A 26195-nucleotide genomic window follows, 5' to 3' on the forward strand; every position below is an offset into this window, starting at 1 on the left:
GCGGTGCTGGTTTTCCTTGAAAATATCCTTGCAAATCTCCTCCATGGACAAGAGGGTCATTTGGCGGAAATCGTCAAAGTCTTCCGCTGGCATGGGCGTGTTGGGCAGGTGCGGCATGGCTCGGGTGCGGGCCTTTTTGCTTGGGTTTTTGTGCTTTTTTACATCCGCGGGCCGGGCCTGTCAATAAAAAACGAGCGCTCGTTTTATTTTTCAGATAAAGGACATGGGCAACTCAGTTCGGGTGGCGGACCGTGACAGTGGTGGAAATTCCGCCCCGGGCGGTGAACTGCCCGGTTACGGTCATCTGCCGGGGGGCGAGCACGGCCGCCAGATCATCGAGAATTCGGTTGACCGCGTTTTCATAGAAGATGCCAACGTTTCTGTATTGGAGCAGGTAGTATTTCAGGGATTTGAGCTCAATGATATGGCCGGAGGGCACATAGGAGATGGTGATGCATCCGAAATCCGGCAGGCCGGTTCTAGGGCAGACCGCCGTGTACTCGGGCTGGTCAATGACGATTTCAATGTCGCGCCGGCTGCCGTAGGTATATTCGATGGGCTCGAGCATCCCGGTTTCAATGGTATTCGGCGAAAGCGGCATGTTTTTATGTTTTTTTTCTGTTTTGTCCATGAGACATCCGGTATTTTTTGAGACTGCGGCAAAATCGCAGTTTTGATGCCATGCTTAATGCATCGGCTCTGCCTTGTCAATTTCATTTTCTTCTGATGCCTGTTTCGCCTTCCAGGACAGCCACTGATCAATTTCCTGCCGGTAGCCGAGAATATCAATATCTTTGCTGTAGCGCCGGCTGATGAGTTCGGCGGCTTCCAGGCTCAGGGGAAGTTTTTTCAACCGGTTTCCGGCCCCTGTATGCCGGTAGCTGCCGGGCGGTTTTTCAAGTCCGGTTTTTTCGGAAAGAATCTGCCAGTGCGCGCCCATGTTTTCAAAATTGCCCACAAAATCCACCAGACACCGGCCATGGTGATAGATCTGAAAGTGCTGGCTTCTGAAATGCCGGTCGGAATCCGCATCCGGGATCCGGGCAATGTGTTTGACAAAACTTTCAAAATCCATGTCATGTCTTATGCCGTAGTGCTGCATGGCATTTTGCTTTCCATGCCGGCCGGCGCGCACCACCTTGTCTAAATAACAGGAATAAAGCCGGGTCACGGGGTTTCGCACAAAGGCGAACAAAAAATAGCGCCGCCTGAGACGGCGGGTTTGTCTGACACTCACGGACTTTCGTATGCAGTTTTCCACCTGCCGTTTTTCCGCCACAGACAGTTTCTTGCCGGCCCGGTCCGGCAGGATGTGCTTTGCCTGGCGGCGGCAGAAAAGGTTGCGAAGAGAGGTGGAGGCCACCTTGTAAATGGGAATGTAGCCCACCCTGAGATCTTCGATGATCAGGACCCAGCGGCGGTTGCGCAGGTTTTGCCACTGGTTTGCCTTGCGGCTTATATATTTTGAAATCATCATGTTATACCTTTTCGGCGAACTGAAGAAGAGATTAATGCTGTTTAACAGAAGTTGATTTGTATGTAAACCCGGCGGTTGGCTGCCAGGGGCCCCGGTGCAATGAAAAAGGGTTGCAATTGATCCGCAGACTGGATAAAAGAACAGGCCAAAAGCCTTTATTTATCCTGATTTATAATTATATTATCTCTTTTACAGTGTTGCGAAAAAAAATCATTTTCGGCTGCGGCCGTTGATTGAAAGTCTTTTAAAGGAGTTTTTGTTATGCATTATGAAGGCATGGTTATTCGTCCGCCCAGCGAGGCAGACAGCATTCTGCTGCAGGTCACTGTGGGATGCTCCCACAACAAGTGCACCTTTTGCGGCACCTACAAGTCCGAGCGGTTCAAGATCAAGCCGGATGAAACCATCATGGCTGATATCGCCTACGCCGCCAAGCACTTCAAGCGGCAGGACCGGGTGTTTATCTGCGACGGGGATGCCTTAATCGTTCCCCGGAAGCGGCTGATCAAGTATTTCCGGGAAATTGAAAAGCAGTTGCCCTGGGTCAAACGGGTTGGCCTGTATGCCAATGCCAAGGGCATATCCATGAAAAGTCCGGAAGAACTTGAAGAACTGCGGGACCATGGCCTGGGCATTGTCTACCTCGGGCTTGAAAGCGGTGATGACCAGACCTTAAAGGCCGTCAACAAGGGCGCGGGTTCAAAGAAGATGATTGAAATGGGCCGCAAGATCAAGGATGCGGGCATCAAGTTGTCTGTGACCGTACTGCTGGGCCTGGCCGGGCGGGAGCGCTCCCGGGTGCATGCCGAGGAAACCGGCCGGGTGCTGTCTGCCATGGATCCGGATTATGTGGGCGCCCTTTCCTTGATGCTGATTCCGGGCACGCCCCTGCACCAGGATTATGAGGCCGGTCGTTTTGAGCTGCCGGGCTCTGCGGAAATGCTGGCTGAGCTTCGAACCATGCTGGCTGCCACAGATTTGTCCGGCGGGCTTTTTCATGCCAACCACGCATCCAATTATCTGCCCATCCGGGCCAAACTGCCGGAGGAAAAGGACAAGACCCTGCGCATGATCGATGACGCCCTGGCAGGCAAAGTCGCCCTTCGTCCCGAGTTTTTAAGGGCCCTGTAAACAAAAGGGGCCACAGGCCGGCCCCGGCAAATATTGTTCAAACTGGAACTGACAGCCAAAAGGAGTAGCTCATGAAAAAGCCAGATCCGGCCGGAAACCTTGAAGACACCGAACTGGCCAGCATCAACACCATCCGGGCCCTGTCCATGGATGCCATTGAAAAGGCCGCATCCGGACATCCCGGCGCGCCTTTGGGCATGGCCCCGGCCGCTTACGTGCTGTGGCGGCATTTCATGGCACACAATCCCCAAAATCCCGCCTGGCCGGACCGGGACAGGTTTGTCCTGTCTGCGGGCCACGCTTCCATGATGCTTTATGCTGTGCTGCATTTGTGCGGCTATGATGTGAGCATAGATGATTTAAAGAATTTCCGCCAGTACGGAAGCCGGACCCCGGGTCACCCGGAAGCCGGTCACACCCCGGGCGTGGAGATCACCACCGGTCCACTGGGCCAGGGCATTGCCAGCGCAGTGGGCTTTGCCATGGCCGAAAGCCACATGGCTGCGGTGTTTAACCGGCCGGGCCATGAAATCGTGGACCATTACACCTATGTCCTGTGCGGAGACGGCGATCTGATGGAAGGCATTTCCCAGGAAGCCGCATCCCTTGCGGGCCACCTGGGGCTTTCAAAACTGATCTGCATCTATGACGACAACCAGATTTCCATTGAGGGCAGCACGGATATTACCTTTACCGAGGATGTGAGCCGGCGCTTTTCCGCCTGCGGATGGCAGGTGCTGGAAGTGGCTGACGGAAACGATGTGGAACAGATCCGCCGGGCTGTGCAGGAAGGCCGGGCAGATACCAACCGGCCCTCCATGGTGGTCATGCGCACCCATATCGCATATGGCAGTCCCAACAAGCAGGGCTCTGCAGACGCCCACGGCGCGCCCCTGGGTGAAGAGGAAGTGCGGCTGACCAAGCAGTTTCTGGGATGCCCGGCAGACAGCCTGTTCTGCGTGCCGGATACGGCACAGGCCCATATGCGCCAGTGCATTGAAAAGGGTCAGCAGGCCGAATCCGACTGGAACCAGCAGTTTGCCGCATACCAGAAAGCGTTTCCGGAATTGGCAGGGGAATTTACCCGCCGCATGAACAGGACGCCCGCACAGGGCTGGGATGCCGATATTCCGGTATTTGCCCCGCAAGACGGATCCGTGGCAACGCGCAAAGCCTCGGGTGCGGTGCTAAACGCCATTGCCGGGAAAATGCCCGAGCTGCTGGGGGGATCCGCGGATCTGGCCCCCTCCAACAAGACCCTGATCAACGGCGAGGGCGATTTCGGCAAGGGGTCATATGACGGCCGCAACATCCGATTCGGCGTGCGCGAGCATGTCATGGGCGCCATTGTCAACGGCATGTGGCTTCACGGCGGTGTGCGGCCCTTTGGCGGCACCTTTCTGGTGTTTTCCGACTACATGCGCCCGGCCGTGCGCCTGGCCGCCCTTATGAACGTGCCGGCCGTCTACGTGTTTACCCACGACAGCCTGGCCGTGGGCGAAGACGGCCCCACCCACCAGCCGGTGGAGCACCTGGCGGCCCTGCGGGCCATCCCGCAGCTTTTCGTGGTCCGCCCGGCTGACGCCAATGAAACCGCTGAAGCCTGGAAAATGGCGATTTCCGCTGCAAATCACCCCACGGCCCTGATTCTGAGCCGCCAGGGACTGCCCGTGTTTGACAGAAACAGGCTCGCCCCGGCTGCAGGCCTGCAAAACGGCGCCTACGTGATTTCCGATGCCCAGGGCAGCCCGGATATATTGATTCTGGCCAGCGGTTCGGAAGTGTCCCTGGCAGTTGAGGCCCAGCAGATCCTGGCGGAAAAGGGCAAGCAGGCCCGGGTGGTGAGCATGCCCTGTATGGAGCGTTTCGAGCAGATGCCCGCGGATTACAAAAACCAAGTCCTGTCCCCGGATGTGCCGGTGCGCCTGGCAGTGGAGGCCGGGATCAGCCAGGGCTGGCACAAGTATACAGGCACCCGCGGGTCAGTGATCAGCGTGGATGATTTCGGCGCCTCGGGCAAGGGCGGCCGGATCATGGCCGAGTACGGCTTTACCGCGGGCAATGTGGTGGAAAAGGCCCTGGAACTACTGGATTGATTGAATTTCTGATCAGTTCCGAATACGGTCCTTGAACCGCGCGGCCAGGTCCCATGAAAATGCCGGCAGGCAGGGCATGACCGCGTTGTTGGTCAGCACCGGATCTGCGGCCAGGTCATAACGGGATGCGGCGCAAGCCGCATCCCACATTTTCGTGCCCCAAATGGGGGAATACCAGGCAATGACCGGGGTGATGCCCGCGGCCTTGACCCCGTCAATGGAGACTTCCACCTCTCCGGGATCCTGGTTTGGCAGGCCGGCCAGCAGGTAGGCGCCCATTTGTTTTTCCGAAAACCCCGCCTCCCTGAGATATGCCGCAGCCCGGAAAAATTCCTCCGCCCCCACCTTGTGGTCCATTCCCCTTTTTTCAAAATCGGTTGTCTCCACGCCCAGGCGCAAGGTCTGCATGCCTGCGGCATGCATGAGCTTTGCGGTTTTTGCCGTGATGTTTCGCACATGCAGGGCGTTGGGCGTGTGCAGGCGCAGATCCATGCCCGATCCTGCAAGCATGTCAAAAATGATGTCCGCATGTTTTTCAGCATTGACCAGCAGGGCGTCATCATAGAACACAACGTCCCTGACCCCGCACCACTTGTGCCATGACCGGATTTCAGCGACCACGTCCGCGGGGTTGCGCTTGTCCTGGCGCGGCTCAATCAGGCTGCTTGCGCAGTAATCACATGAAAACGGACATCCCCGGGATGTGCGTACCGGTACAAAGGGCAGGCGGCGCTGCAGGTCCAGGGCGGCCCGGGGTAGGGCATTGATGTTTTCAAGATCCGTCTTTGGCCCGATGCACCAGCCGGTGTAAGCTTCCAGCGCGTCAAAAACCGCCTGTTCCCCGTGGCCGCAGATGACCCTGTCCGCTCCTGTGGCCCGGGCCGCATGCGCCGGGTACAGGGTCGCATACACTCCGCCGAGCACCACCGGCACCTGCGGGTACACCGATCTGACCGCGGCAATGGTTTCGGCCACCCCCGGGTACCAGTAGGCCATCAGGGAAGTGACCAGAACAATGTCCGGCTGCCCCGCAGCCCTGAGATCCGCGGTGATCCATTCGGGATCGGCCCCGTAGCGGCAATAACGCCTGGGCACGTCAGCCAGGGGTTCGGGTTTGACAATGGGGGTTTTGCGGTACGGACCCCGGCCGCATCTGGCTGCCGGGTCAGTTTGAGGATGCCGGGGATGGAACCGGTCCAGGCAGTCGATAAAGGTGACCCGGCATCCGTGATTGCGCAGCAGGCCGGCGAGGTAAAGCAAACCCAGGGGCCGGGCCCAGAAATCATAGGCTGCAAAATCATGAATCCAGGGATTGATGCAAAGGATGTGGGGGCCGGCGGTCATGGAAGCCAGGGGGTTTGGGGCAAATTATTCTTCCGTATCCAGTTCATCTTCAAAATAAACCATGGATGTTTTTTTCAGTTCCCGGTCGGAAAACAAAAGGGTGTAGTCGGTGACCCCGGTCTGCTCGGAAAGTTTGGCTGCCAGGTCATGACAGGTTTCGCGGTCATTGGCATGGATCATGGTGTAGAGGTTGTATGGCCATTTTTCATGGGCATTGCGCCGGTAGCAGTGGGACACGGCCGGGTTTTGGGCCATTTTTTCGCCCACCGCATCCACCCGGCTTTCCGCCACCTGCCAAGCCACCATGGCATTGGCCGTAAAACCGGATTTCTGGTGGCGAAGGGTGGCCCCGAAACGCCGGATCAGCCCCCGCTGGTGCAGATTGTCCAAAACAGAGAGAACGGTTTCTTCGTCTGAACCAATGCGTTCGGCAATATCCCGGTACGGCCGGGCCGATACCGGGATATCTCCCTGGATGGCGGCCACCACTTTTTTTTCCAGATCGTTTAGCATGGGCTTTTACCTAACCGGCTGGAGCCTGGCAAGTCAAGGGTTTTATGATTTTTCGGCTATGGGCTGATGGCACCGTAAAAAGCTTTTTACGGCACCATCTAAAAACTTACTTTTTACGAAACAGTCATGGGCTGTGTTTTTGAAAAAGGGTCTTGATGGCGGTTTCTTGGGCCGGACACACCCCCTTTTCGGTGATAAAGCCTGTGACGAGGTGCGCCGGGGTTACGTCAAAGGCGTAATTGGCCGCTTGGCTGTCTTCGGGCAGCAGCAGGTGCGCTTTGGTTTTTTCCACCCCGGGCATATAGCGTACCTCGTCGGGGTCGCGCAGTTCAATGGGAATTTCTCCCACGCCGTCGCGGATCTGCCAGTCAAAGGTGGACGAGGGAAGGGCCACATAAAAGGCAATGCCGTTGTCCCGGGCGGCCAGGGCCTTTAAATAGGTGCCGATCTTGTTGGCCACATCCCCGGTATACGTGGTGCGGTCTGTGCCCACGATCACCAGGTCCACAAGCCCCTTTTGCATCAGGTGTCCCCCGGCATTGTCGGTGATCACCGTGTGGGCCACACCCGCGGCACCCAGTTCCCATGCCGTGAGCCGGGCCCCCTGGTTTAAGGGCCGGGTTTCATCCACCCACACGTGCACGTTGATGCCCTGCCTGTGGGCTTCGTATATCGGGGCCGTGGCCGTGCCGTGGGCAATGCAGGCCAGCCAGCCGGCATTGCAGTGGGTCAGGATATTGATCGGCTGCCCGGGTTTTTTTGCCGCAATTTCGGCAATCAGCGGTAGGCCGTGTTCTCCGATCAAACGGGAGTTCTCCGCCTCCTGTTCGGCAATGGCCGCGGCATGGTGCCGGGCGGCTTCTGCGCAGTCTGGCTTGTCTGCGGTCAGGGCTTTTTCAAGGGTCTGATCCACGGCCCAGGCCAGGTTGACGGCTGTGGGCCGGGCCCGGCGGATGCGCCGGGCCTGCCGGGCGGCTTCATCCGGGTCTGATGCATTGGCGGCAAAGGCCAGGTAAACCCCGTAGGCCCCGCTGACCCCGATTAAAGGCGCACCCCGGACCATCATTTCGCAGATGGCAAAAATCACGTCATCCACGCTTGCCAGTTCGGATACAACCATCTGCTGCGGCAGTTGTCTCTGGTCAATGATGTAAATTTTTCCAGTATCCGGATCCTCCCAGATAGGACGGGCCGGGTTTTTTTGCAAATGGCTCATGGATTTGTATTTCTGTTTTTTTTTAATATTATGTCCGGTCTTTGGATCCGGGCCTGCGGGCAAAGCGGCTGTCCTGGATTTTTTCTTCCACAAAGTCGCTTCTGGCCTCTCCGTCCAAAGGTCGGTTGTTGGATTTGCACCACTGGAGAAGCTCGGTGACATCCACGTCCACGATTTCAACCGCATAGCCGGACTGACGCAGCATTCTGGCCGCGTTTTCCGCATTGCTCTCCCACCGGGAAAATGTTGGTGCCAGGTTTTCGGCATCATCGGCCACTTGCTTGAGGATATCCCACTGCTGCCGGGTATACCAGGCCAGGCCAATGGCGTTTTCCTTTTTGTGCTTGGGCTTTTTTCTTGTTTTTTTCATGGCCCCAAGCATAAAACACCCGGGCAGGGTTTGCAAGCCCTGTTGCCCGGGTGTTTTTTTTACCAAAGAAATTTTACTGCACGATCCTGAGATTGTGCCGGCTCCGGCGAAACTGATCCAGTTGATGAATCTGGTTTCTCAAGTCCGTGCACATCATTTTGAAATAACGGACATCGCCTTTGCGTTCCGGGGCAATGTTTTCATGGTAATAGGCAAACAAAGACCCGGGAGCCGAGGCGTTTAACTGCTCCAGCAACCGGCTCAGATCCCTGGCAATCCGGTAGTATTCGGAAATTTCCACCGGCCGGGCCAGGACATCCTCGACCAGGCGCTTGATCTGCCGGTACTGTTCAGGGCGGGCGGCTACGGCTTTCTCTGTTTTTTCCAGCGACTGTTTCCGCCGCCGCCGCAGTTCCTCTATGCCGGGCAGTGTTTTGTCATTCATTTCATTGCCCCTTGTTGTGCAATGCGCGGGCCCTTACATCATGGCTGTCTCCGGGTGAAACACGTTGACCTCTTTTAAATCATCGTTGAGATAGGTTCTTTCATTGGGCCCGAGAATCCCCAGCGACAGACAGATGATGGTCCAAAGGTGGACCACCCCGTAATGGCCGCCGTAATGTTCGCTGAGTTCATGGATCTGGGCATGGCAGTTATGGCAGCCGGCAATGCAGTAGTCCGCCTTGGTGGCCTGGATCTGGTCGTCCTTGATTTTGCCGAATTCCAGGCGGGCGTCCTTGTATCCCGACTGGAGAAAACCGCCGCCGCCCCCGCAGCAGTAGTTGTTGGAGTGGTTGGGGGTCATGTCAATGACGTTTTCCTCTCCAACGCAGGATTTGACCACGTAGCGCAGATCATCGGCAATGGCATCGCCGTAGCTTTTGCGAACGATCTGGCAGGGGTCCTGTATGGTGAACTTGACCTTCAGGTCCTTGTTCCAGTCGGAATTGACCTTGAGTTTGCCCTCGCGAATCCATTTGGCATAGTATTCGTAGATGTTTTTGACTTCAAACTGGTGCTCGATGTTGAACTTTTGCAGTCCGGCCCGGACTGCGAATGTGACGTGCCCTCATTCGGTATTGAGAAACGTCTTGCACCCCAGTTCATGGGCCTTGTCCGTGGATGTCTGGATGATGTGCTTCCAGGCGTCGTCATCGGCCAGAAACATGCAGTAGTTCTCCCCGCCCCAGCCCTTGGAGCCGTAGGTCCAGCTTACGCCCGCAAGGTGAAGGATCTTCCAGAGGGGGACCATCTCGTCGGGTTCGGTGACCGGTTCCCGGGAGTTCTGGTTTAAGAAGAATTCCGCGCCCTGCTTGTCAATGGGCGCTTCCATGTCGGCAAATTCCGGCTGGGCTTCCTTGTACTCCTCGAGCACGTCCTCGACCACAAATTCGAAATCCTCTCCTGTTGCGCCCATGGCACTGCAGGTATCCACCTTCAGGGCCAGGTCGCAGGAGCCCAGAATTCCCTTGGGCCGCTGGTCCCTTGGCCAGCTTGCCCGTGCATGATAAACGAGCTGGGGGATGTTGATTTTCATGGGGCATACGTAGATGCACCGCTGGCACATGGTGCACATCCATACCCACGGCGTGCTTTGGATCTCCTCGTCCATGCCCAGTGCCGCCATGCGGAGAAACTTTCTGGGATCAAGTCCTTCCAGACCGGTGGCCGGGCATCCTGAAGCGCATGCACCGCAGGTCAGGCACAGATCCAGGTTGCCCTCCTCGGGCAGGATCTGCTTGACCTTGTCCATGAAGATGCTTTTCTTGGCGCCGCCAAGTTTGATGGGTTCGTCTGCCATATCCGCAAAGCCTCCTTTTTGGTCCTCGTTGCCAGGGCCTCATAAAATGGTTGCTGAAAAAGTATTTTTGTAACTGGGACTATGCTCAAAATAGGGGACCCTGGTTTCGGATGTCAAGTATTTTTAGCAGAAGTCAACAATTTTGCCGGAGTAATCAACAACCGGTTGATTTTTTGGGCGGAAAAAGGTATGCAGAAAATTTGAAACAAACCGCAGCCGAAAGTGTTTGACCATGAGTGACCAACCCGCAGATGCGTCTGCCCTGATGGCAGAGTTGCATTCCCTTGCAGACCCGGAATCCGCTGCAGGGCTTCAGCGGTTTTTCAAGACGGCAAGGGGGCAATACGGTGAGCAAGACCGGTTTCTGGGAATCCGGGTGCCTCAACTGCGTAAACTTGCCGGAAAACATCGCACCATTCATATCCACGATGTGGGCCGTCTGCTGCGCACTCCGTATCATGAGGCCCGGATGCTGGCGTTGTTGATTTTGATCCGGCAGTTTGCCAAGGGTTCCCTTGAGGACCGTACTGCCATTTACAATCTTTACATGGCCCACACGGAACACATCAACAGTTGGGATCTTGTGGATGCTTCGGCCGGACAGATACCCGGGGCATATTTGCGGGAGCGCAGCCGCTGGCCCCTTTATGAACTGGCGGCCTCGGATCTGCTGTGGGAGCGGCGCATATCCATGATTGCCACCTGGCCCTATATCCGGGAAAACGATTTCACCGATACCCTGGCAATAGCCAAAATCCTTCTTAACGACAATGAGGATCTGATTCAAAAGGCTGTGGGCTGGATGCTGCGGGAAATCGGCAAACGGGACATGGCCGTGGAAGAGACGTTTTTAAAATCCCATTACCGGGAAATGCCCCGTACCATGCTGCGGTATGCCATTGAAAAATTTCCGGAGGAAAAGCGGCAAAACTATCTCAAAGGTCTTGTCTGAAGCCGGATGGGATAAAGGGTTGATTCGCGGGATTGTTTACATGAAATACAACGGAGCAGGCATTGCCGCATCTAAGCATTAAAACCAGACTCAACAGTTTCCTCGGCCTGATTCTTTTGGCAGGGTTTTTATTCGTTTGCCTGTCGGGCTATTATACGAGCAAGGCCTGTCTGGAAAACAGTGCGGACCGTGCGTCTTCGGCACGGATCTCCATCGACAGTCCCCAGCAAGCGCCGGCTGGACAAAACACGGATACAACAGTCCGGACGCTGAGATACCGCCTTTACCGGAACCTGTTGATCAGCCTGCTGGTGACGGCTCTGGTGCTCGTGATCAATGCCCTGGTGATCAACCGTTTTCAGGGGCAGCTCGATAAACTGGCAACTGCTGATGACTTGACCGGAATCTCCAACCGCCGGGCCTTTCTCCGCCAGGCCCAGCGAGATGTGGCACAGGCCGGCCGCTACGGCACGCCGGTTTCGCTTTTGATTATTGATGTGGACCATTTCAAGGGCGTCAATGATGCACTGGGCCACGAAACTGGGGACCTGGTGTTAAAGGCGGTGGCCGATGAGATTCGCAACACCATCCGGGAAAATGATCTGGCCGGGCGTATGGGCGGCGAGGAGTTTGCGGTTATTCTTCCCCGCACGGACCTGGAAGCGGCTTGTGCTGCGGCCGAACGCCTGCGCCGGGCCGTGGCCGGTATCCGGATGCAGAACTTTGGCAGGAACCCGGATTTGACGGTCAGCATCGGGGTTGCGGCCAGACAGGATGCTTACTCGGATTTAAACGAGCTGATGCGCATGGGGGATCTGGCCCTGGATGAAGCCAAAAAGCGCGGTAAGAACCAGGTTTGCACCATGTATGACCGGACTGAAAGCAACTAAAATGATAAAACAGCCCCTGACTTTCTGGGCCGGAAAAAAAGCATATGAAAAGATCCGGCGCTGCGGCCTGTCTGCCGAAGATGTGCAGGTCATGGCCGGCGCTGCGGGCGGGCCCAAGTGGCTGGTCTTAAATCGGCTGGACCGGGCCATATTCGGCAACTGGCTGGCCGCCCGCAAAGCGCCGCTTTTTCTTGTGGGCGCCTCCATCGGGGCCTGGCGCTTTGCCGCCGCCTGCCAGAAAGATCCCGTGGAGGCCATTGCACGGTTTGAAAAAGCCTACATGCAGCAGGTTTATCCGGACAGCCCCCCGCCGGAAATCATCGATGCGGAACTCGAACGCATCCTGGACGAATTGCTGGGCCGGCACGGCCCGGAGCAGATTTTGTCCAATCCCGCATTCCGGCTCAGTATCCTGGCGGTGCGGTGCCGGAAGATGACCGGCACGGACCGCAAATCCCGTCTGATACCGGGACTGGGGCTTGCGGCTGCGGTCAATGCCGTATCCCGCAGGGCGCTGGGATTGTTTTTCGAGCGGACCCTGTTTTATGATTCCCGTCAGCGCCCGCCCTTTTACAGCATGAACGGATTTCCCATCCGCCGGGTGGCCCTGGACAAAAACAATCTCAAGGCGGCCCTGATGGCCTCGGGTTCGATTCCCATGCTCATGTCCGGCATAAAAAACATTCCCGGCGCTCCGGCGGGCATGTACCGCGACGGCGGGATTCTGGACTATCATCTCAATATTGATCTTCAGCCGCCGGGGGGTGAAGGAATCGTTTTGTTTCCCCATTATGCCGAAAAACTTGTGCCCGGGTGGCTCGACAAGCAGGTGTTCTGGCGCAGGCCTGATTTTTCCCTCATGGACAATGTCTTGATGATCGCTCCATCTGCGGATTTTGTCAGCCGGCTGCCCATGGGCAAAATTGCCGACAGAAACGATTTTTACACTTTTGCCCGACAGGATGACAAGCGAATGGATTGCTGGCGCCAGGTGGTTGACCATGGCCGCCACCTGGCCGAGGATTTCATGGAAACCGTGGAAACCGGCCGTATCGGAAATCGTTTGCGTCCCATTTCGGATTTGTATCGACGTTAGATTTGATGGCGCCGTAAATCCAAAATCAGACTTCTAAGGAAGTCCAAGGGCGGGGTCGGTTTGTAAGCGACATTGAGCGTTTTTGCGGGAAAATTTCAAACTGTTTGAGGAAGGCAGGGCGAGTTTGTAAATTTTAACCAAAGGCATTTGATGAATTCGCAAAAACGGTCAGGAGCGGAAAAACTGACCCCGGCCGCAGGGCTTCCTTCCTGCAAAAATGCCAAGCAGCATAAAAAATCGCTACAGTCAATGAGGAAGCAAAAATGAAAAATCTGTTTATATATTTTACCGCAGGCTGCATCGGGGCTGTGGCAAACAGCCTTGTGGTGTGGTTTTTCGGGGATATTGGAATCACAAGAGCCGCCGGGGTGGCCATTGCCCCGGCACTGAGCGCCCAGTGGCTCTACGGCCGCATTGTCTGGGGCGGGATATGGGGCTTGGTTTTTGTTCTTCCCCTGTTTCGGTCCAACCTGGTGTTAAAGGGCAGCCTGCTGAGCCTGCTGCCCACCATTGTTCAGCTGCTGGTGATTTTTCCGGATGCGGGAAAGGGCATGGGGGGCATGGCGCTGGGCACCCTGACACCGGTATTTGTGCTGTTTTTCAACTGGATTTGGGGGGTTGTTGCGGCCGCAGCCATCAAGATCGCCCGGTGAACCGATTGATCACAGGTCTGCGGCACCCAGATAGGCCTGCACCACATCGGGGTTTTCCAGCAGGCCTGCGGCGGAATCGGCCATGACAATATGGCCCACTTCCATGACATAGCCCCTGGACGCCAGTTTCAGGGCGATGCGGGCGTTTTGCTCCACCAGCACCACTGTGACCCCGGCCTCGTTGATCTGGCGGATGGTTTTAAAAATCTGGCGAACCAGCACCGGTGCCAGTCCCAGACTGGGTTCGTCGAGCAGCAGGAGCCTCGGATTGGACATCAGAGCCCGGCCGATGGCCAGCATCTGCTGCTCCCCGCCCGAAAGGGTGCCGGCCAGCTGGTCCCGGCGTTCGGCCAGCCGCGGAAACAGTTCCAGGATCCATTCCAGACTCTTTTTGACCCGCTGTTGATTCCTGGAAGTAAACGCTCCCAGATCAAGGTTTTCCTGAACCGTGAGCGTGACGAATATCCGGCGGCCCTCCGGGGCCTGGGTGATTTTTCTGGTCACGATTTTAAATGCGGGCAGTTTGTGGATGGGTTCGCCGTCAAAATGGATTTCTCCGGCAGTGGGACGCACCAGCCCGCAGATGGTATTTAAAGTGGTGGATTTGCCTGCCCCGTTGGCTCCCAGAAGCGTGACGATTTCCCCCTGGTTCACGGAAAGCTCAATGCCGTGGAGGACTTGCACGTTACCATAGGAGACATGCAGGTTGTTGACTTCCAGCATAAGGTCCCTTGCCGATTGATTTAAAAGTCTTCGTCATCGCTGCCCAGGTAGGCTTCGATCACCAGGGGGTTTTTCTTGATTTCCCCGGGCAGACCCTCGGCGATTTTTTTGCCGTATTCCAGTACCACCAGGTACTCGCATGCCTTCATCACCAGGCTCATGTCGTGCTCGATCAAAAGCACGGTGATGCCCCGGGCCTGAATGCGAGCAATCAGGGAAACCAGGGCGGCGGTTTCCAGCTCGTTCATGCCGCCGGCCGGTTCGTCCAGTATTATCAGCTTCGGATCCGAGGCAAGGGCCCGGGCGATTTCCAGCAGCCGCTGGTTGCCGTAGGAAAGGTTGCGCCCCAGGTTTTCGGCTTGGTCAGAAAGCCCAACGAATTCCAATTCTGCCATGGACTTGGCCATGGCTTGGCGTTCTTCTTTGTGCTGGCTCGGCAGCCGGAGCATGGAGGCCACCGGCCCGGAGCGCATCCGGCAGTGGCATCCGGCCAGCACGTTTTCAACCACTGCCATGTTGGCAAACAGCCGGATGGTTTGAAATGTCCGGGCAATGCCCGCGGCAACGATCCAGTGGGTGGGCCGGCCCGTAATGTCCCGGCTGTCAAAGGAAATCGAGCCGCTGTTGGGCTTATAGTTGCCGGTAATCAGGTTAAACACAGTGGTCTTGCCGGCGCCGTTGGGTCCGATGAGCCCGAATACCGCCCCCCGGGGAACTGCAAAGCTGACACTGTTAACCGCCAGCAGCCCGCCGAATCGCTTGGTGAGATTGTCCACCTGAAGCAGGCTCACAGTGACACCTTATTTTTTTCCAGCTTGTCAATGGGATAGCTTCGGGGTTTGGGCGGGAGAATGCCCTGGGGCCGGAAAATCATCATGATCATCAAAGCCAGGCCGAAGATCAGCAGGCGGTATTGTTGAAGGCCCTGGAAAATTTCCGGCAGTCCGATGATCAGTGCCGCGCCCAGCAATACGCCGGCAATATTGCCGGAACCGCCAAGGATCACGATCATAAACATCACCACCGATTCCCAGAAGGAAAAGGACTCCGGCGAGATAAATCCCATCTTAGAGGCATACAGGGTGCCGGTCATGCCGGCCCAGAACGCGCCAATGACAAACGCGGCCAGTTTGTACCCCGCGGTGTTGATGCCCGAGCCTTCGGCGGCCACTTCATCAGAGCACAAAAATTTCAGGGCCCGGCCGAATCGAGAATTTTCCAGCAGATAGAACAACACGATGGTGACGGCCAGAAAAGCGGTGACCAGGTAAAAATAATGGGCCGGGGCCACGATCCCGTTGATTTGAAACCCGAAAACCGTGGGATTGGAGATCCCGAAAATTCCGTTGGCTCCGCCGGTGATGCCAAATACGTTGTTGATCAGGGCAATGCGCACGATTTCCACCATGCCGATGGTGACAATCAGCAGGTAATCGCCCCGCAGATGGATTATGGGGCGGGCCACCACCAGGGCGAAAAACCCGGCGGCCAGTCCGGCAAGGGGCATGAGCCACAAAACCGGCACCCCCCATGCGGTGTTGACAATGGCGGTGGTGTATGCGCCAATGGCGTAAAAGGCGGCATGCCCCATGTGAAACATGCCCCCGTAGCCCAGGATAATGTTTAATGACAGGCCCAGCAGGGCATAGATGGCCACGTTGTTTAACACGTCGGTCCAGTATTTGCCGATAAACAGCGGGGCGATCAGCCACAGTAGGATGATGGCCGCGTATGCGGCTTTTTTGATTCGGCCGGCCGCAGGTTTCATATTTTCTCCGCCACCCGTTCACCCAGTAGGCCCGTGGGCCGGACGATTAAAATCAGGATCAGTACGAAAAAGGCAATGGCGTCCTTCCATGCCATGGAAATATAGGTGGCGCCGAGCGCCTCGATCACCCCCAGGAGCAGGCCGCCCACCATGGCGCCGGGAATGTTTCCGATGCCGCCGAGAATGGCCGCGGTAAAGGCTTTTAAGCCGTAGATCCATCCCATGGTGAACTTGATCTGACCGTAGTAAAGCCCCACCATCACGCCGGCAGCCCCGCCCAGGGCCGGGCCGATGAAAAATACCAGCATGATCACCCGGTCAACGTTAATGCCCATTAGCCGGGCCGCATCCTGGTCAATGGCAGCGGCCCGTATGGCTGTGCCGATTTTGGTACGCTGGATAAACACGTAGAGCCCGATCATCAGGACAACGGATGCACCCAGAATCACAAAGCGCATCACCGGCACAGGCAGGCCGAAAATGTAGAAAACCTGGCCGGGCAGCAGTCCCTGGGGATAAACCCGGGTGGAGGGACCATAGACCAGCATTATGGTGTTTGAAAGCACAATGGAGGCGCCCAGGGCCGACACTACCGCAGACAGGCGCGGGGATGTGCGAAGGGGCTTGTATGCAGCCCGGTCCAGCAGAATGCCGATGATGCCCACAAGCCCCATGGCCATTACCGCCAGCAAAAGAACCCCGGCGATACCCCCGATGTGCTCGGTCAGTGCCAGGGAGGTGAGTAGGGTCAGGCCGAGGTAGGCACCGATGGTAAACAGGTCGCCGTGGGCGAAATTAATGAGCTTTAACACCCCGTAGACCATGGTATAGCCCAGGGCAATCAGGGCGTATATGCCGCCCACGGCCAACCCGTTTGTCAGCTGTGTGAAAAATTGCTCCACTTCCGGGTTACTCCATGAGCACGAAGTTGCCGTCGGCGTCCACCCGGTAGACCCGGTAGACATCGCCGATGCGGTCGCCTTTTTCGTTAAAAGCAATATCGCCGGTCAGGCCGGAAAAGCCTTCCATTTTATCGTGCAGGTAATCGGCCATTTTCTGGGTATCTGTGCTTTGGGTCTGTTTGATAGCCTCAACGATCACCCGGAATCCGTCGCCGGCCAGTACTGCCCAGATAGAACCCGGGGTACTTTGGTATCTGGCTTCATAGGCATCCAGAAATTCCCGGGCCTCCTTGGTGGGCAAATCGTCGGGTACGGGGGGCGACAGAAAACGGAAGCCTTCAGCCGCCTTGTTGCCCGCAATCTTGACAAGATCCGGGTTGTTTGTGGCATCACCGCCAATAAAGGGTACATCCCAGCCTTTTTCCATTTTCTGGCGAAGCATGAGCCCGGCTTCCGGGTAATAACCGGTAAAAAAGACCACGTCCGGATCCTTGGTTTTCATTTTGCTCAAAATGGTACCGTAATCCTGTTCGCCCGGAGTGAGGGCGTCAAAGAACACAATGTTGACATTTTTTTCATCCAGCAGTTTTTTGGCCTCGTCTGCCAGGCCCTTGGCGTAGGTGGTGTTGTCATGGAGAATGGCGATGTTTTCATAACCTTCATCCAGCAGGGTTTTGACCGCCACCCGGCCCTGTTCGTCATCGCGCGGGCAGGTGCGGAAAAAATAAGGCAGGCCCTTTTCCGTCAGGCGTACGGCAGTGGATCCGTTTGCCACCTGGATGATGTTGGCCGAGGCGTAAATGTTTTGGGAGGCTTCGGTAATCGATGATCCATAGGTGCCGACCACAGCGACTACGTCCCGGGTGGCCATGCGCTGGGCGGCCATGGCGGCAGTGCGCGGATCGCCGCCGTCATCACCGATGACCACCTTCACCTGTTTTCCCAGCAGGCCGCCCTGGTTGTTGACCTCGTCGGCCAGCAGTTCCACGATTTGTTTCATGTCCTTGCCTTCGGCTGCCCAGGAGCCGGTCAGGGGGCACATGAGTCCGATTTTGATGGGGTCCTGGGCCAGCGCCGGAGCAGCTGTTGCGGCCACAATGCCGGCCAGCAGTAAAAACAGCAATTTTTTCATCTCCCGTTTCTCCTTTTGTCAATGGGTCTATTTTTTTTATCATTGGGTCATAAAACTGCAATAGCTGTTCATACCGAACCCGGGTCCGGTAGTCAATATCAATGAGTGCTTTTCAGCGAAGATGTCCGCTGCAGCAAGCTGCCGGCCACTATCAGCGCCAGACCGGCAACCGTGGATACTCGGATCATTTCACCCACCAGCAGGTGGATAAAGACCAGGGAAAGAAACGGCGAAAAAAAGATAAGGGTGCTGATCCGGGAGGTGCTTTTGGTTAATTTCAGGGCGGTTAACCAAAGCACAAAGGTAATGCCCATCTCAAATACGCCCACATATGCCGCTCCGATCAGTCCGGGAACCGAAGCCGGCCGGGGATCGGAAAAAATAGTACAGGTCACCAGGATAAGGGGCAGGGCAAAAACGAAATTCAAAAAAAGCCCGGCCACCGGGTCATGGTGGTCCCGGGTGCTGTAGATCCAGTACAGGGCCCAGACCACGGTGCTGCCCAGGGCCAGGACCACGCCCGGGCCGCTGGAAAACTGCATTGCCAGGGGATCGCCCCGGGTGAAGATGATGACCACACCGAAATAGCTGATGAAAATGGCCGCCAATTCGCGGGCGCCGATGGGTTGTTTGAGCAGGGGGATGGCCAGAAGCGACAGGGTGATGGCCCATGTGTAGTTCAGGGGCTGGGCCTCCTGGGCCGGCAGCAGGTCATAGGCGGCAAACAGGATCACGTAGTATAAAAACGGGTTCAGCGCGCCGAGGCCGGCGGCCCGCATAAGGTCGTTTTTTGAGTATGTCGCCAGCAGGCGGAATCTGCCGGAAAATCCCAGCACGGTCCCCAAACACAAAATGGAGAACACATCAGCCCACAACAGCAGCTGCAGGGGGTGGAGATGACGCAAAGACAGCTTGAACGCAGAGGCCACCGTGGACCACAGCAAAATCGTGGCCCCGGCATAGACATAAGCTTTTTGCTGGCGGTTGAGAGGCAATCTATTTCCTTGAGCAAAATAAGTAAATTCGGGTATGATGCGCATCAGGATCCGTATAAATGGTCAGGAGCGAAAAAACTGACCCCGGCCACAGGCTTGTCTTCTGACAAACATGAACCGACGTAAAAGGCTTTTTACAGAAAACAAAAACCGGGAACAAGCATTTTTCAAATGCCTGTTCCCGGCAGAAATACAAAGCCCCAACCTTTGACCCGGTTTTTTTACGCCATGTGTTTGCCCACTTCCTCCCAGACTTCGCGCACGGCCTGGCAGGCCGGGGCCTTGTCGTCATATTCAAACAGGGTCCGGGCCTGGACCATGGATTTGGTCATGGCCGGATCAAAGGGGATCTGCCCTACGCAGGGCACTTGATTGTCTTTGGCATATTGCCGGATTTCCCGGGAAATGGATTCGTTTAAATCATACTTGTTGATACAGAGCATTGCCGGCACGGAAAAGTGACGGGCCAGTTCCACCACCCGCTGCATGTCATGGCGGCCCGACAGGCTGGGTTCGGTGACAATCAATACCCCGGCTGCCCCGCCGATGGCGGCAATAACCGGACAGCCCATTCCGGGCGGTCCATCTGTGAGCACCAATTCACGGCTTTCTGTTTCGGCAATCTGGGCTGCCTTTTTGCGCACCAGGCTGACCAGCTTGCCGGAATTTTCCTCGGCAATGCCCAGGCGCGCGTGGACCATGGTGCCGTAGCGGGTGTCGGATATGTACCAGTTGCCGGAATGGTTTTCCGGAAAATCAATGGCCTTGTCGTCGCAGAAATAATAGCAGACCCCGCAGCCCTCACAGGATACCGGATCCACGACAAAATCCGCGCTTATGGCATTAAACCGGCACAATTCCAGGCATTTGCCGCATTCGGTGCACCGCTCTTTGACGATGGATGCCGTATGTCCGGCCATAAATTCCTGGGTTTCCCTGATCTTCGGTGACAGGATCAGGTGCAGATCAGCTGCATCCACGTCTGCGTCGCAGAGCACGGGCTTTCGGGCCAGCTGGGACAAAGCCGCTGCGATGCTGGTCTTCCCGCTGCCGCCTTTTCCGCTGATGACCACCAGTTCCTTCATTGTTCCCTCCCGGTCGCAAGTTGGCAAATTTTTTCATAGAGCGTGGCAAACCGCTGCCGCCATTGCGGAAAACTTTCCACCAGGGGTTCGCCCCGGGAATAGGCCTCTGCAATGCCCCGTTCATAGGGGATCTCCATTAAAACCGGGAGGTTTTCGGCGGCTGCGTAATCTGCCACCCGGTCGTCTCCGATATCCGAGCGGTTGATGATCACGCCGCAGGGAATTTCAAGAATTTTCATGGTTTCCACGGCCAGCTGCAGGTCGTTTAACCCAAAGGGTGTGGGCTCGGTGACCAGGACAACAAAATCGGTGTTCTGGACGGCAGCGATGACCGGGCAGGAAGTACCCGGCGGGGCGTCGATGACGGCTGTTTTCTCCGGTTTGATGCGGGAACGGATCTGCCGGATTAAGGGAGGTGCCATGGCTTCGCCGATGCGGAGACGTCCGTGGACAAACTCCAGGTCATTGCAACGGCCATGCTCGATAATGCCAATGGTTCTTTTGCCTTCCCCGATCGCCCCTGCCGGGCACACTGCCTGACATCCCCCGCATCCGTGGCATAGTTCGGGAAATGTCATTACGGTATCGGCAATGGTGATAATGGCGTTGAACTGGCAGATCTCCGCGCACAGCCCGCACATGGTACACTTGTCCTCATCCACCACGGGCACCGGCATAAACACACTTTCTTCCGGCTCCAGTACGGGTTTGAGAAACAGGTGCGCGTTGGGCGCTTCCACGTCACAGTCCATTAATTGTGCTGAATTGCCGATGGCCAGGGCGAGGCTGGTTGCCACGGTTGTCTTGCCGGTTCCGCCCTTGCCGCTTGCCACGCTGATAATCATGGGTAAATCCTTTGTTTTCAATGCCGGCACTGGTGGCCTTCTTTTTCGCCGCCACCGCCGGAGCATGCATTGTCTCCTGTCTCCAGGCAACTGTTGAGATATTGGGCCACCAAGACCTCGGGTTCGTCCACCGGGGCACCGGTAACCACACGGATGCCGGCCCTGGAAAACAGATCAATGGCCTTTCCGCCCATGCCGCCGGCAAGCACTACATCCACTTGCTGGTCGGCCAGCCATTTGGGCAGTACGCCCGGTTCATGCGGGGGCGGTACCAGGACCTGCTTGTCCTGCACCTGATTGTTTTCCACTGCAATGAGTGCAAATTCCTGAGCATGGCCGAAGTGCGCCGTAAGTTTGCCGTTTGCCAGAGGAATGGCAAATTTCATATACATTCTCCTTGCTTGTTGTGTTGGTTACATCCAGTGGCCGTTGACATTGGGCCCCGCTGCAGCGGCAAGCCCGCCTTTTTTGTATTGTTCAACCGCTTCCTTGACACTGCCAGAAAGGCCCGTGATAACGGGAATTTTGGCCTGGTCCAAAACGGCATACGCCTTTGGTCCGCAATTGCCCGTCAGCACTGCGTCGACGCCCTGGTCGGCAACGGTTTTGGCTGCCTGAATGCCGGCGCCCTGGGCTGCATTGAGATTCTGGGTGTTTTCGACCACCTCGAAAGACAGGTCTTCCGGATCCACGACAATAAAGCAGGCCGCGCGGCCAAACCGTGCGTCCAGATCTGAGTCCAGTGTGTTGCCTGTTGCAGAAACCGCGATTTTCATTTTTGTCTCTTTCCTTTTCGGTTTTTGGCGCGTCTCCGGTTGCGCCCGGAAAAGCAACCCGGCATGCTCATCTCGGCACTGGGAAGGGCGCCCCGGATATAGGCATCAACAACCTCCCGAATATCGCCGGCAATGAAATCCTGCCGCCGGATTCCGTAAGAATCCAGGATGGCGGCCATTTGACGGGAAACCGCCCCGCAGAGCAGGATGTCAACTTCCATATCAAGCAGCCGCTGCACCTTGTGCACGGGGTGATCGTTTGCAAAATGCACGGTAACGCAATTGATCACCCGGCCATCTTCCACATCCATGATCTGCAATTGCCGGGAAACATCAAATACCGGGGATATTCTGCCGTTCCATACTGCCAGGGCAACCTTCATTGCCGTTTCACCTCCAGTCTTTTGGAGACTGAAGCATAATGCATGCCATTTGCGCCGGTTGATAAAATAGTTCGTTAGTCCGGTTTGTTATCCATTGCTGCGGATAACTCCGGACCCCTTTTGAACTGCAGTCGTGCGTTTGTATTCAATTGCGGTGTTGCAGTTTTGCAATTTATTCCGCTATTCGATTGCGCCCGTCGTATTCGGGAAATTCAATGCCCAGGGATTTCATTTTCCGAAACAGGGTTGTTTTGTGAATCCCCAAACTGCGCGCCGTTTTCAGCCTGTTGTACCCGTTTTCCCGCATGGCTTCCCGGATCAGCTGAGCCTCGAAGGCATTGACCGCATCCTGGAAGTTTGCTGCCGTGCTGCCCGAGGATTTGATTCCGCCTCCGCTCTCCGGCAGGTGCCGGGGTTCGATCCATCCGTTTTCGCATAGCACGAATGCATGCTCGATACGGTTTTCCAGCTCCCGGACGTTTCCCGGGTAATCATGGGTCATGAGCAGGGCCATGGCTTCGCCGGTCACGCCTTTGACGGCCTTGGCCTGAATCCGGTTGAACCGCTCGATAAAGTGATTCACCAGCAGCGGGATGTCTTCCTTGCGTTTTCGCAGCGGCGGAATGTCGATTTTGATCACGTTGATCCGGTAAAACAGGTCCTGACGGAACTCTCCGGCTTCCACCATTTTTTCCAGGTCCCGGTGGGTGGCGGCAATCACCCGCACATCCACGTCTATGGGTGCGGTGCCGCCCAGGGGCTCCACCTGTTTTTCCTGCAGCACCCGCAGCAGGCGCACCTGGAGGGCCGGGCTGATATCGCCGATTTCATCAAGAAAAAGCGTGCCCCCGTGGGCCCGGGCAAACCGGCCGGGCTTGTCCTGGTTGGCGCCCGTAAACGCGCCGGCCTTGTATCCGAACAGTTCCGACTCCAGCAGCGTATCCGGCAGGGCCCCGCAGTTAACCGCCATAAAAGGCCCCTTGTTTCTCGGGCTCAGTCCGTGGACGGCACGGGCCAGCAACTCCTTGCCGGTCCCGGTCTCGCCGCGGAGCAGAACCGTGCTCGTGGATGCCGCCACCTGGGCTGCAAGTTCAAATATCTGCTGCATGTCCGGGCTCCGGCTCACCATGTCACCAAGCTGGTATCTGCCGGAAAGTTCCTTGCGCAGCGCCTCGACCAGGCTCAGATCCCGGAAGGTCTCCGCGCCTCCGATGATTTTGCCCGAGCTATCCCTTAGCAGGGCCGTGGAAACACTGACAGGAATGCGGGAGCCCTCTGCATCCACGATGAATCCGGAACGGTTGACTTCCGGTTCTCCGGTTTTCAGAGTGCGCTTCATGGCGCAGTCCACCTCGCACATGCTGGCGCGAAACACTTCATGGCAGGGTTTGCCAATGGCCTCCTGTCGGGGGATCCCGGTAATTTCCTCCGCGGCCCGGTTAAATTCCGAGATCCGCCAGTTTTCATCAATGGTAAACACCCCGTCAGAAATGCTGTCAAGGATGGCTGCCGCGGATTCCGGGGAAATCTGACGTGTTGTTTCCGTATCCATATTTTTTGTATGAATCTGAGAATAAAGTGTTTTGGCTGCAGTCATCATCGGATACCAGTGCCTTGGGTCGATTTGAAAAATTTCTCTTAAATGAGCATTGTCTCATTTGGTATATGAGAATATGCTCATAATTTTCAAAAATGCAACCCTTAATTTTTAAAAAAGTGCAAGCAACCGGCTGAGAAAGTCAGCAAAAGGAAAAAAATGGCCGGGGACGCGGTTGTGTTCCGCGCCCCGGCAGGGGGCTTGGGGCAGAATTGTGAGGAGATTTTTTTAGGCCGGTTCTTTGGCAAATGTGACCAAAATGTCGCCGGATTCCACGGTCTGCTGTTTTTTTACCCGGACCTCGTCGACAATGCCGTCTCTGGGCGAGGCCACGCCGCTTTCCATTTTCATGGATTCCAGGATGGCCACCTCCTGGCCCTTGTAGACCCGTTCGCCCGGCTTGACCCGGACTTCGACCACCTGGCCCGGCATGGGGCACCGGATGACATTTTCAGAGACCCGCTTGATCGGGCTGGGCATGTGCGTGGCCAGTTCCCATTCCCGGGGCGTGTAGATTTCGAAAATCCGGTTGACCCCGCAGTAGGATCCGGCGATGAAGTTTCCGGCAAACCGGATGATAAACCGGTGAACCAGGCCGTTTATGGTCAGCTTCAGGCGCCGGCGGTAAAATTCCAGGGGCGGGTGGGTCACGTCGTAGTCCCGGCCGTTGATGGAAAAGGTCCAGTTGTTTTCCGCGGAATTGAGCCGCAGCCTGACCTCAAAGACGTCATCCCCGCACTTGACCCGGTATTCGTGCTGATCCCGGGGCGGGATGCTGGTGCCGATGGGCGAGACCATGGGCTTTAATGATTCGCGCATCAATGTGTTTCTGCAGTGAAAGATCAGGGTTACGGCCATGGCCAGACGCCGGAGATGCTCTCGGGGCGGCGGCTCCTTTGCCTCGGCGCCGTTAAAGTGCTCTGGGATGAAGTCAGTGGTGAGCTTTCCGTCGGAAAAGGCCTTGAGATTGAGAATCCGGTTGACAAAATCGACGTTTGTGGTCACGCCCTCGATGTGATAGCCGTTTAATGCGCCGATCAGGCGCGTTCTGGCCTGCTCCCGGGTCTTGCCCCAGCAGATGATCTTGGCCAGCAGGGAGTCGTAGAACACGCTGATCAGGCTTCCGGCATGAATCCCGCTGTCCACGCGCACGTGCCGGCCCCGGGGCTCGGCATACCGTGTCACCAGACCCGTGGCCGGGAAAAAGGCCTTGTCCGGGTCCTCGGCGCAAATCCGGGCCTCAATGGCCCAGCCCTTGATCTGCAGGTCTTTCTGGGCCACCTTCAGGGGCTTTCCGGCGGCAATATCGAGCTGCATTTCCACGAGATCCAGGCCGGTGACCATTTCCGTGACCGGGTGCTCCACCTGCAGGCGGGTGTTCATCTCCAGAAAGAAAAATTCGCCCTGGGCATCCATGACAAATTCCACGGTGCCCGCATTGGTGTAGCCGGCCTGGTGGACCAGGCTGCAGGCCACCGCCCCCATTTTTTCCCGCAGGGCCGCGTCCACACCCGGGGCCGGCGCCTCTTCGATGACCTTTTGGTAGCGGCGCTGAATGGAGCACTCCCGTTCTCCCAGGTATAGGGCGTTTCCAAACCCGTCGGCAATGACCTGGATTTCGATGTGACGGGGCCGGGAAATGTAGCGCTCAATGAAAATCCGGTCATCGCCAAAGGCTTTTTGGGCCTCTGCCCGGCTGGCATTCCAGGCCGATTCCAGGGCATCTTTTTGTTCCACAATGCGCATGCCCTTGCCGCCCCCGCCGCCTGCGGGCTTGAGGATCAGGGGGTAGCCGGTTTCTTCGGCGGCCCGGCAGGCCGCGGCAAAATCGGCCAGGGGTTCTGTGCCGCCGGGAATAACCGGGACCCCGGCTTTTTCCGCAATGTGTCTGGATGACACCTTGTCGCCCATCTTCTCGATGGCTGCCGCCGAAGGGCCCACAAAGGTGATCCCGACATCCTCGGCCATGCGGGCGAATTTCGGGTTTTCAGATAAAAATCCGTATCCGGGGTGGATGGCATCGCATTGTTTTTCTTGTGCAACGCCCAGGATTTTTCCCATGTCCAGATAGGATTCCGCGGCGGTGCTGCCGCCGAGAAACACGGCCTCATCGGCTTCCAGGGCATGCAGGCTGCGCATGTCGGGCTCCGAGTAAACCGCTACAGTGGCAATTCCGAGCTTCTTGCAGGTTCTTAAAATGCGAACCGCGATTTCGCCGCGGTTGGCAATCAGGATTTTTTTCAACATCTGCGGCCTCACAAGGGGATGTTTCCGTGTTTTCGGTCAGGTTTTTCCACTGTTTTGCCTTCCAGAAACTGCAGGGTACGGATCAGCTGATGGCGGGTCTCCCGCGGAAAAATCACATCGTCAATATATCCGCGCCGGGCCGCCAGAAAGGGATTGGCAAACCGCCTGCGGTAATCGGCCATTTTTTCGTTCAGCACGGCCTC

Annotated in this window: 29 protein-coding genes; 7 read left to right on the forward strand and 22 right to left on the reverse strand. The window is 56.6% G+C overall.

What is annotated here, in order from left to right; all coding sequences use genetic code 11:
* Window positions 1-255: hypothetical protein (locus R6U41_RS09365; protein ID WP_410269573.1), on the forward strand; the 255-nt coding region annotated here is incomplete at its 5' end.
* Here R6U41_RS09365 and queF read toward each other — a convergent pair.
* Together queF and R6U41_RS09375 are read right to left on the reverse strand one after the other, a co-directional pair.
* The gene (gene queF, locus R6U41_RS09370) at window positions 233-631 is read right to left on the reverse strand and encodes a preQ(1) synthase (RefSeq protein ID WP_410269574.1); all 399 of its coding nucleotides are present in this window, start codon (window positions 629-631) and stop codon (window positions 233-235) included. The two genes, R6U41_RS09365 and queF, sit on opposite strands and share 23 nt — an antisense overlap.
* A 54-nt stretch (window positions 632-685) precedes the next feature.
* A complete protein-coding gene (locus R6U41_RS09375) occupies window positions 686-1477 on the reverse strand; it encodes a sulfotransferase family 2 domain-containing protein (RefSeq protein WP_410269575.1) in 792 nt (263 codons plus the stop codon).
* 261 nt (window positions 1478-1738) lie between these two features.
* Here R6U41_RS09375 and R6U41_RS09380 point away from each other — a divergent pair, with 261 nt between their 5' ends.
* Window positions 1739-2608: a radical SAM protein gene (locus R6U41_RS09380; protein WP_410269576.1), complete on the forward strand. Its 870-nt coding sequence runs from the start codon at window positions 1739-1741 to the stop codon at window positions 2606-2608.
* A gap of 71 nt (window positions 2609-2679) precedes the next feature.
* The gene (gene tkt, locus R6U41_RS09385) at window positions 2680-4704 is read left to right on the forward strand and encodes a transketolase (protein ID WP_410269577.1); all 2025 of its coding nucleotides are present in this window, start codon (window positions 2680-2682) and stop codon (window positions 4702-4704) included.
* Window positions 4705-4716: 12 nt separating this feature from the next.
* Here the strand turns inward: tkt and R6U41_RS09390 are convergent, their stop codons facing one another.
* From R6U41_RS09390 to R6U41_RS09415, 6 genes are all read right to left on the reverse strand, one after another.
* Window positions 4717-6048 carry a B12-binding domain-containing radical SAM protein gene (locus tag R6U41_RS09390; protein WP_410269578.1) on the reverse strand — a complete coding sequence of 444 codons (1332 nt, stop codon included), beginning with the start codon at window positions 6046-6048 and terminating at the stop codon, window positions 4717-4719.
* A 24-nt stretch (window positions 6049-6072) separates the two neighbouring features.
* Entirely contained in the window at window positions 6073-6561 is a 489-nt protein-coding gene (locus tag R6U41_RS09395; protein WP_410269579.1) for an Lrp/AsnC family transcriptional regulator, read from the reverse strand.
* Between the two features lie 124 nt (window positions 6562-6685).
* Window positions 6686-7777, reverse strand: a complete 1092-nt coding sequence (gene mtnA / locus R6U41_RS09400) for an S-methyl-5-thioribose-1-phosphate isomerase (protein WP_410269580.1) — start codon at window positions 7775-7777, stop codon at window positions 6686-6688.
* A 28-nt stretch (window positions 7778-7805) separates the two neighbouring features.
* Window positions 7806-8147 carry a hypothetical protein gene (locus R6U41_RS09405; RefSeq protein WP_410269581.1) on the reverse strand — a complete coding sequence of 114 codons (342 nt, stop codon included), beginning with the start codon at window positions 8145-8147 and terminating at the stop codon, window positions 7806-7808.
* A gap of 73 nt (window positions 8148-8220) precedes the next feature.
* On the reverse strand, window positions 8221-8592 hold the full coding sequence (locus tag R6U41_RS09410) for a hypothetical protein (RefSeq protein ID WP_410269582.1): 372 nt from the start codon (window positions 8590-8592) through the stop codon (window positions 8221-8223).
* Window positions 8593-8625: 33 nt separating this feature from the next.
* Window positions 8626-9948: a (Fe-S)-binding protein gene (locus R6U41_RS09415; RefSeq protein ID WP_410269583.1), complete on the reverse strand. Its 1323-nt coding sequence runs from the start codon at window positions 9946-9948 to the stop codon at window positions 8626-8628.
* 232 nt (window positions 9949-10180) lie between these two features.
* On the opposite strand from R6U41_RS09415, the gene R6U41_RS09420 reads away from it, so the two are divergent.
* The 4 genes from R6U41_RS09420 to R6U41_RS09435 all read left to right on the forward strand — a co-directional run bounded on the left by R6U41_RS09420 (window position 10181) and on the right by R6U41_RS09435 (window position 13539).
* Complete coding sequence (locus R6U41_RS09420; RefSeq protein WP_410269584.1) at window positions 10181-10900, forward strand: DNA alkylation repair protein; 720 nt, start codon at window positions 10181-10183, stop codon at window positions 10898-10900.
* A gap of 62 nt (window positions 10901-10962) precedes the next feature.
* Window positions 10963-11790, forward strand: a complete 828-nt coding sequence (locus tag R6U41_RS09425; protein ID WP_410269585.1) for a GGDEF domain-containing protein — start codon at window positions 10963-10965, stop codon at window positions 11788-11790.
* A 1-nt stretch (window position 11791) separates the two neighbouring features.
* Entirely contained in the window at window positions 11792-12886 is a 1095-nt protein-coding gene (locus R6U41_RS09430) for a patatin-like phospholipase family protein (protein WP_410269586.1), read from the forward strand.
* 263 nt (window positions 12887-13149) lie between these two features.
* Window positions 13150-13539, forward strand: a complete 390-nt coding sequence (locus R6U41_RS09435; RefSeq protein WP_410269587.1) for a hypothetical protein — start codon at window positions 13150-13152, stop codon at window positions 13537-13539.
* A gap of 9 nt (window positions 13540-13548) precedes the next feature.
* Here the strand turns inward: R6U41_RS09435 and R6U41_RS09440 are convergent, their stop codons facing one another.
* The 14 genes from R6U41_RS09440 to R6U41_RS09505 all read right to left on the reverse strand — a co-directional run.
* Window positions 13549-14262, reverse strand: coding sequence for an ABC transporter ATP-binding protein (locus R6U41_RS09440; protein WP_410269588.1), 714 nt, complete (start codon window positions 14260-14262; stop codon window positions 13549-13551).
* A gap of 20 nt (window positions 14263-14282) precedes the next feature.
* A complete protein-coding gene (locus R6U41_RS09445) occupies window positions 14283-15053 on the reverse strand; it encodes an ABC transporter ATP-binding protein (protein ID WP_410269589.1) in 771 nt (256 codons plus the stop codon).
* Window positions 15050-16030 (reverse strand): branched-chain amino acid ABC transporter permease, encoded by a 981-nt coding sequence (locus tag R6U41_RS09450; protein WP_410269590.1) that lies wholly within the window; start codon window positions 16028-16030, stop codon window positions 15050-15052. The genes R6U41_RS09445 and R6U41_RS09450 overlap by 4 nt, the downstream gene beginning before the upstream one ends.
* Window positions 16027-16932 (reverse strand): branched-chain amino acid ABC transporter permease, encoded by a 906-nt coding sequence (locus R6U41_RS09455; protein WP_410269591.1) that lies wholly within the window; start codon window positions 16930-16932, stop codon window positions 16027-16029. Before R6U41_RS09455 ends, R6U41_RS09450 begins: the two co-directional genes overlap by 4 nt.
* Window positions 16933-16939: 7 nt before the next feature.
* Window positions 16940-18064 carry a branched-chain amino acid ABC transporter substrate-binding protein gene (locus R6U41_RS09460; RefSeq protein ID WP_410269592.1) on the reverse strand — a complete coding sequence of 375 codons (1125 nt, stop codon included), beginning with the start codon at window positions 18062-18064 and terminating at the stop codon, window positions 16940-16942.
* A gap of 98 nt (window positions 18065-18162) precedes the next feature.
* Window positions 18163-19059 (reverse strand): DMT family transporter, encoded by an 897-nt coding sequence (locus R6U41_RS09465; RefSeq protein WP_410269593.1) that lies wholly within the window; start codon window positions 19057-19059, stop codon window positions 18163-18165.
* A gap of 221 nt (window positions 19060-19280) precedes the next feature.
* On the reverse strand, window positions 19281-20144 hold the full coding sequence (locus R6U41_RS09470; RefSeq protein WP_410269594.1) for an ATP-binding protein: 864 nt from the start codon (window positions 20142-20144) through the stop codon (window positions 19281-19283).
* On the reverse strand, window positions 20141-20989 hold the full coding sequence (locus tag R6U41_RS09475; RefSeq protein ID WP_181552169.1) for a P-loop NTPase: 849 nt from the start codon (window positions 20987-20989) through the stop codon (window positions 20141-20143). Before R6U41_RS09475 ends, R6U41_RS09470 begins: the two co-directional genes overlap by 4 nt.
* A gap of 17 nt (window positions 20990-21006) precedes the next feature.
* Window positions 21007-21375 carry a NifB/NifX family molybdenum-iron cluster-binding protein gene (locus R6U41_RS09480; protein ID WP_410269595.1) on the reverse strand — a complete coding sequence of 123 codons (369 nt, stop codon included), beginning with the start codon at window positions 21373-21375 and terminating at the stop codon, window positions 21007-21009.
* 27 nt (window positions 21376-21402) lie between these two features.
* The gene (locus R6U41_RS09485) at window positions 21403-21765 is read right to left on the reverse strand and encodes a NifB/NifX family molybdenum-iron cluster-binding protein (RefSeq protein ID WP_410269596.1); all 363 of its coding nucleotides are present in this window, start codon (window positions 21763-21765) and stop codon (window positions 21403-21405) included.
* The gene (locus R6U41_RS09490; protein WP_410269597.1) at window positions 21762-22148 is read right to left on the reverse strand and encodes a NifB/NifX family molybdenum-iron cluster-binding protein; all 387 of its coding nucleotides are present in this window, start codon (window positions 22146-22148) and stop codon (window positions 21762-21764) included. Before R6U41_RS09490 ends, R6U41_RS09485 begins: the two co-directional genes overlap by 4 nt.
* A gap of 172 nt (window positions 22149-22320) precedes the next feature.
* Window positions 22321-23700: a sigma-54 interaction domain-containing protein gene (locus tag R6U41_RS09495; RefSeq protein ID WP_410269598.1), complete on the reverse strand. Its 1380-nt coding sequence runs from the start codon at window positions 23698-23700 to the stop codon at window positions 22321-22323.
* A gap of 273 nt (window positions 23701-23973) precedes the next feature.
* Entirely contained in the window at window positions 23974-25992 is a 2019-nt protein-coding gene (locus R6U41_RS09500) for an acetyl/propionyl/methylcrotonyl-CoA carboxylase subunit alpha (protein ID WP_410269599.1), read from the reverse strand.
* An 8-nt stretch (window positions 25993-26000) separates the two neighbouring features.
* The coding region (locus tag R6U41_RS09505; RefSeq protein WP_410269600.1) for a carboxyl transferase domain-containing protein at window positions 26001-26195 on the reverse strand (195 nt) is incomplete at its 5' end.

This window comes from Desulfosalsimonas sp. (assembly GCF_046483245.1).
Classification (GTDB): Bacteria; Desulfobacterota; Desulfobacteria; order Desulfobacterales; family Desulfosalsimonadaceae; genus Desulfosalsimonas.

Bases quoted from the DNA above. Each gene is read 5' to 3' on its own strand.
- R6U41_RS09375 (WP_410269575.1), bottom strand. From the start codon at position 1,477: ATGATGATTTCAAAATATATAAGCCGCAAGGCAAACCAGTGGCAAAAC.
- tkt (WP_410269577.1), top strand. From the start codon at position 2,680: ATGAAAAAGCCAGATCCGGCCGGAAACCTTGAAGACACCGAACTGGCC.
- R6U41_RS09495 (WP_410269598.1), bottom strand. From the start codon at position 23,700: ATGGATACGGAAACAACACGTCAGATTTCCCCGGAATCCGCGGCAGCC.
- R6U41_RS09380 (WP_410269576.1), top strand. From the start codon at position 1,739: ATGCATTATGAAGGCATGGTTATTCGTCCGCCCAGCGAGGCAGACAGC.
- R6U41_RS09475 (WP_181552169.1), bottom strand. From the start codon at position 20,989: ATGATTATCAGCGTGGCAAGCGGCAAGGGCGGAACCGGCAAGACAACC.
- R6U41_RS09460 (WP_410269592.1), bottom strand. From the start codon at position 18,064: ATGAAAAAATTGCTGTTTTTACTGCTGGCCGGCATTGTGGCCGCAACA.
- R6U41_RS09430 (WP_410269586.1), top strand. From the start codon at position 11,792: ATGATAAAACAGCCCCTGACTTTCTGGGCCGGAAAAAAAGCATATGAA.
- queF (WP_410269574.1), bottom strand. From the start codon at position 631: ATGGACAAAACAGAAAAAAAACATAAAAACATGCCGCTTTCGCCGAAT.
- R6U41_RS09490 (WP_410269597.1), bottom strand. From the start codon at position 22,148: ATGAAGGTTGCCCTGGCAGTATGGAACGGCAGAATATCCCCGGTATTT.
- mtnA (WP_410269580.1), bottom strand. From the start codon at position 7,777: ATGAGCCATTTGCAAAAAAACCCGGCCCGTCCTATCTGGGAGGATCCG.
- R6U41_RS09435 (WP_410269587.1), top strand. From the start codon at position 13,150: ATGAAAAATCTGTTTATATATTTTACCGCAGGCTGCATCGGGGCTGTG.
- R6U41_RS09395 (WP_410269579.1), bottom strand. From the start codon at position 6,561: ATGCTAAACGATCTGGAAAAAAAAGTGGTGGCCGCCATCCAGGGAGAT.
- R6U41_RS09485 (WP_410269596.1), bottom strand. From the start codon at position 21,765: ATGAAAATCGCGGTTTCTGCAACAGGCAACACACTGGACTCAGATCTG.
- R6U41_RS09470 (WP_410269594.1), bottom strand. From the start codon at position 20,144: ATGAAGGAACTGGTGGTCATCAGCGGAAAAGGCGGCAGCGGGAAGACC.
- R6U41_RS09500 (WP_410269599.1), bottom strand. From the start codon at position 25,992: ATGTTGAAAAAAATCCTGATTGCCAACCGCGGCGAAATCGCGGTTCGC.
- R6U41_RS09440 (WP_410269588.1), bottom strand. From the start codon at position 14,262: ATGCTGGAAGTCAACAACCTGCATGTCTCCTATGGTAACGTGCAAGTC.
- R6U41_RS09410 (WP_410269582.1), bottom strand. From the start codon at position 8,592: ATGAATGACAAAACACTGCCCGGCATAGAGGAACTGCGGCGGCGGCGG.
- R6U41_RS09405 (WP_410269581.1), bottom strand. From the start codon at position 8,147: ATGAAAAAAACAAGAAAAAAGCCCAAGCACAAAAAGGAAAACGCCATT.
- R6U41_RS09420 (WP_410269584.1), top strand. From the start codon at position 10,181: ATGAGTGACCAACCCGCAGATGCGTCTGCCCTGATGGCAGAGTTGCAT.
- R6U41_RS09390 (WP_410269578.1), bottom strand. From the start codon at position 6,048: ATGACCGCCGGCCCCCACATCCTTTGCATCAATCCCTGGATTCATGAT.
- R6U41_RS09450 (WP_410269590.1), bottom strand. From the start codon at position 16,030: ATGAAACCTGCGGCCGGCCGAATCAAAAAAGCCGCATACGCGGCCATC.
- R6U41_RS09480 (WP_410269595.1), bottom strand. From the start codon at position 21,375: ATGAAATTTGCCATTCCTCTGGCAAACGGCAAACTTACGGCGCACTTC.